This is a genomic window from Ramlibacter sp., assembly GCF_035706265.1.
Lineage (GTDB): Bacteria > Pseudomonadota > Gammaproteobacteria > Burkholderiales > Burkholderiaceae_C > Ramlibacter.
The window spans coordinates 1-4135 of sequence record NZ_DASSVG010000594.1; the positions used below are offsets into that span (position 1 = coordinate 1).

The 4135-nt window shown below is 68.9% G+C and carries 5 protein-coding genes; 2 read left to right on the forward strand and 3 right to left on the reverse strand.

From position 1 onward, the window contains the following. From VFM98_RS21275 to VFM98_RS21285, 3 genes are all read right to left on the reverse strand, one after another. Nucleotides 1–627: 1-deoxy-D-xylulose-5-phosphate synthase N-terminal domain-containing protein (locus VFM98_RS21275; RefSeq protein ID WP_325111889.1), on the reverse strand; the 627-nt coding region annotated here is incomplete at its 3' end. A 9-nt stretch (nucleotides 628–636) separates the two neighbouring features. Then, on the reverse strand, nucleotides 637–1521 hold the full coding sequence (locus VFM98_RS21280) for a farnesyl diphosphate synthase (protein WP_325111890.1): 885 nt from the start codon (nucleotides 1519–1521) through the stop codon (nucleotides 637–639). Nucleotides 1522–1614: 93 nt separating this feature from the next. Beyond that, nucleotides 1615–1842: an exodeoxyribonuclease VII small subunit gene (locus tag VFM98_RS21285; RefSeq protein ID WP_325111891.1), complete on the reverse strand. Its 228-nt coding sequence runs from the start codon at nucleotides 1840–1842 to the stop codon at nucleotides 1615–1617. 138 nt (nucleotides 1843–1980) lie between these two features. Here VFM98_RS21285 and VFM98_RS21290 point away from each other — a divergent pair, with 138 nt between their 5' ends. Next, on the forward strand, nucleotides 1981–3126 hold the full coding sequence (locus tag VFM98_RS21290) for an aromatic ring-hydroxylating dioxygenase subunit alpha (RefSeq protein ID WP_325111892.1): 1146 nt from the start codon (nucleotides 1981–1983) through the stop codon (nucleotides 3124–3126). 22 nt (nucleotides 3127–3148) lie between these two features. After that, nucleotides 3149–4048: a DMT family transporter gene (locus VFM98_RS21295; RefSeq protein ID WP_325111893.1), complete on the forward strand. Its 900-nt coding sequence runs from the start codon at nucleotides 3149–3151 to the stop codon at nucleotides 4046–4048. Nucleotides 4049–4135: the final 87 nt, after the last annotated feature.

Here is a 4135-nt window from a genome sequence, read left to right on the forward strand (position 1 = left end):
CACCTTCTTGCCCACCTCCTTGGCGGCGGCGTAGAAGCGGCCGCTCATGAGCTGGGCGAAGTGGCGGTTCAGCGCGCCCACCGGCGGGCTGATCGACATGTCGTTGTCGTTCAGGATCACCAGCAGGTCGGTATCGGCCACTCCGGCGTTGTTCAGCGCCTCGAAGGCCATGCCCGCGCTCATCGCGCCGTCGCCGATCACGGCGATGCAGCGGCGCTGCTCACCCTTCAGGCGGGCGGCGATCGCCATGCCCAGGGCGGCGGAGATGCTGGTGGACGAATGCGCGGTGCCGAAGGTGTCGTACTCGCTCTCGGCGCGCTGCGGGAAGCCCGCCAGCCCGCCCAGCTGCCGCAGGGTGGGCATGCGCTCGCGCCGGCCGGTGAGGATCTTGTGCGGATAGGTCTGGTGGCCCACGTCCCACACGATGCGATCGTGCGGCGTGTCGAATACGTAGTGCAGCGCGATCGTGAGTTCCACCGTGCCCAGGTTGGAGCTCAGGTGGCCGCCGGTGCGGGCGACCGATTCGAGCACGTAGTTGCGCAGCTCGCCGGCCAGCAGCGGCAGTTGCGGGCGCGGCAGCCGGCGCAGGTCGGCCGGGTCGTTGATGGATTGCAGCAGCGCTGTCATGGCTCGTTGTCAGTTGTCGCGGTTTACCACCATTTCAGCCAGCGCGAGCAGTGCTCGTGTGTCGGGCAGGCCGGTGGTCTGCAGGGCGGCGCGGGCCTGCTCCAGCAGTTCGTTCGCATGGCTGCGGGCGCGATCGAGCCCCAGCAGCGAAACGTAGGTGGGCTTGGCCTGGGCGGCATCCTTGCCCGCGGTCTTGCCCAGGGTGGCGGAATCGGCAGTCACGTCCAGGATGTCGTCGACCACCTGGAAGGCCAGGCCGACGGCCGCGCCGTACTCGCCCAGGCCCGCGAGCGCCTTCGCATCGGGCTCGCCGCAGGCCGCACCCATCAGGACGCTGGCCTGCAGCAGCGCGCCGGTCTTGAGCCGGTGCATCTGGCGCAGTTCGGCCTCGGTGAGCGACTTGCCCACGGCGGCGAGGTCGATCGCCTGGCCGCCCGCCATGCCGGCGTGGCCGGCGGCGCGCGCCAGCAGCCGGCACAGCCGGGCCTGCGTGCGATCGGGGATGCCGGCATCGTCGGGCGCCAGCAGTTCGAACGCCAGCGCCTGCAGCGCGTCGCCGGCCAGCAGGGCGGTGGCTTCGCCGAACTGCACGTGCACAGTGGGCTTGCCGCGCCGCAGGACGTCGTCGTCCATGCAGGGCATGTCGTCGTGCACCAGCGAGTAGGCGTGGATCAGTTCCACGCTGCAGCCCGCGCGCAGGGCTGCACCCTGGTGGCCGCCCACCGCCTCGCAGGCGGCCAGCACCAGCAGCGGCCGCAGCCGCTTGCCGCCATCGAGCACGGCGTAGCGCATGGCCTCGCCCAGGCCGGCCGGCGCCAATGCCGGCACCCAGGCCGAGAGGGCATCTTCGGTACGTTGCAGTCGTTCGGCCGACCAGTCCTTCAAGTCAAACAAAAGCCTCCCCCAGGCTTGTCCGCTTCGCGGCCTTCTCCTCCCCCCTCCGCAAGCGGAGGGGGCCCGCGCCTTCGGGCGGCCGTGCGGCGCTCGTCACTCGCTCGCCCACGGCTTCAGGACACCGGCGTCCAGCACCTTGATCTGCTCCTCCACCGCCTGCAGCTTCTCGCGGCAGAACTTCAGGAGCTCGGCCCCGCGCTCGTAGCCGGCCAGCAGCTGCTCCAGGGGCAGCTGCCCGGACTCGATGCGGCCGGTGAGCTGCTCGAGTTCTTCCATGGCCGCTTCATAGCTGGCAGGGGGTTCGAAAGGCGGCTTGGACATGAATGCTGGCGAGGAAAACCCTGGATTTTAGGCTGCGCAGCCCCAAGTCTCCCCGAAGGGTAGAATCGCCCCTCCTTTCTGTCGCGCTCCTACGCGCGGCCCTGCCCCTTCATAGGGGGAGTCTCTAGGTCAGGTGAAATGTCTGATTTAAGTCTTCAGTTACAGCAGGCCGCAAGCCAACTCCCTGTCAGCAGTTATTTCGATGAGGCGCTCTTCCGGCGCGAATTGGAGTTGATCTGGCAGCGCGGGCCCCGGTATCTGGGGCACGAACTCGCGGTGCCCGAAATGGGCGACTACCACACGCTCCCGCACGAAAGCGAGGGGCGCGCATTGCTGCGCACGCCGCGCGGCATCGAAGTGATCTCCAACGTCTGCCGGCATCGGCAGGCGGTGATGCTGCGCGGGCGCGGCTCGGTGCACGGCAAGCCTTCCTCGGGAGGGAACATCGTGTGCCCGCTACACCGCTGGACCTACAGCGCCGGCCAGCATTGCCAGGCCGGCACGCTGATGGGTGCGCCGCACTTCGCCACCGATCCCTGCCTCAACCTGAAGAACTACGGGGTGCAGGTGTGGAACGGGCTGGTGTTCGAGAACAACGGCTTCGACGTCAACCGCGCGCTGGCGAAGCTCGGTCCCCAGCAGGACCTGGATTTCTCCGGCTACGTGTACGACCGCACCGAGCTGCACGAGGTGGACTACAACTGGAAGACCTTCATCGAGGTCTACCTGGAGGACTACCACGTCGGCCCGTTCCATCCCGGCCTGGGCAATTTCGTCACCTGCGACGACCTGCGCTGGGAATTCGGCCGCGAATACTCGGTGCAGACCGTCGGCCTGGCCGGCAAGCTGGGCAAGCCCGGCTCGGACGTCTACCGCAAGTGGCATGACGAGGTGCTGCGCTACCAGGACGGCAGGCTGCCCAAGCACGGCGCCGTCTGGCTCACGCTCTACCCGAACGTGATGGTGGAGTGGTACCCGAACGTGCTGGTGGTCTCGACGCTGTTCCCCAAGGGCCCGCAGAAGACGCTCAACATGGTGGAGTTCTTCTATCCCGAGGAGATCCAGGCCTTCGAGCGCGAGTTCGTCGAAGCCCAGCAGGCCGCCTACATGGAGACCTGCGTCGAGGACGACGAGATCGCCCTGCGCATGGACGCCGGCCGCAAGGCGCTGCTGGAACGCGGCGACAACGAGGTCGGCCCCTACCAGAGCCCGATGGAAGACGGCATGCAGCACTTCCACGAGTGGTACCGCGAGGCCATGGGGCTGCATGCGCCCCGCACCTGAGCGGCATTCCTAGGGCCTGCGCGTGCAGGCCCTGTGGATGCTCGGCGCGTCGCTGTTCTTCGCGACGATGGCCGTGTGCGTCAAGTTCGCCTCGGCCTCCTTCAACGCTTCGGAGCTGGTGTTCTGGCGCGGCCTGATCGGCATGGCCGTGATGGCCGCCTGGGCGCGCTCGCAGCGCACTTCGCTGGCCACCCGCTACCCCGGCATGCACGCCTGGCGCAGCCTGGTGGGCGTGCTGTCGCTCGGGGCCTGGTTCTACGCCATCGCCGGCCTGCCGCTCGCCACGGCGATGACGCTCAACTACATGAGCAGCGTCTGGATCGCGACCTTCCTGGTCGGCGCCGCCCTGCTGGCCTGGAATCCGCGCTCGGGCGCGCCGCTGCCCGGGCGGCAGGGCGGCCTGGCGCTCACCGTCCTGGCCGGCTTCGCCGGGGTGGTGCTGATGCTGCGCCCGAGCATGGCGCAGCACCAGGTCTTCGCCGGGCTGGTCGGGCTGCTGTCGGGGCTGCTGTCGGCGTTCGCGTACCTGCAGGTGATGGCGCTCGGCAAGATCGGCGAGCCGGAAGTGCGCACGGTCTTCTACTTCGCGCTCGGCTCCGCGCTGGCCGGCGGGCTCGGCATGGTCGTCGGCGGCGCTTCACCCTGGGACTGGGGCGGCGCCCTGTGGCTGCTGCCGATCGGCCTGTTCGCCTCGCTGGGGCAGTGGTGCATGACCCGGGCCTACAGCCACGGCGCCACCCTGGTGGTGGCCAACCTGCAGTACTCGGGCATCGTGTTCGGCGCGCTGTACAGCCTGCTGCTGTTCGGCGACCGCATTCCGCTCGCGGGCTGGGCCGGCATGGGGCTGATCCTCGCCAGCGGCATCGCCGCCACCGTCCTGCGGGCGCCGGCCGCGCCGGATGCGCCGGGGGAGGAGCACTGAGGAGGTTGGGCGTTGAGCGTTGAGCGTTGAGCGTTGAGCGTTGAGCGTTGAGCGTTGAGCGTTGAGCGTTGAGCGTTGAGCGTTGAG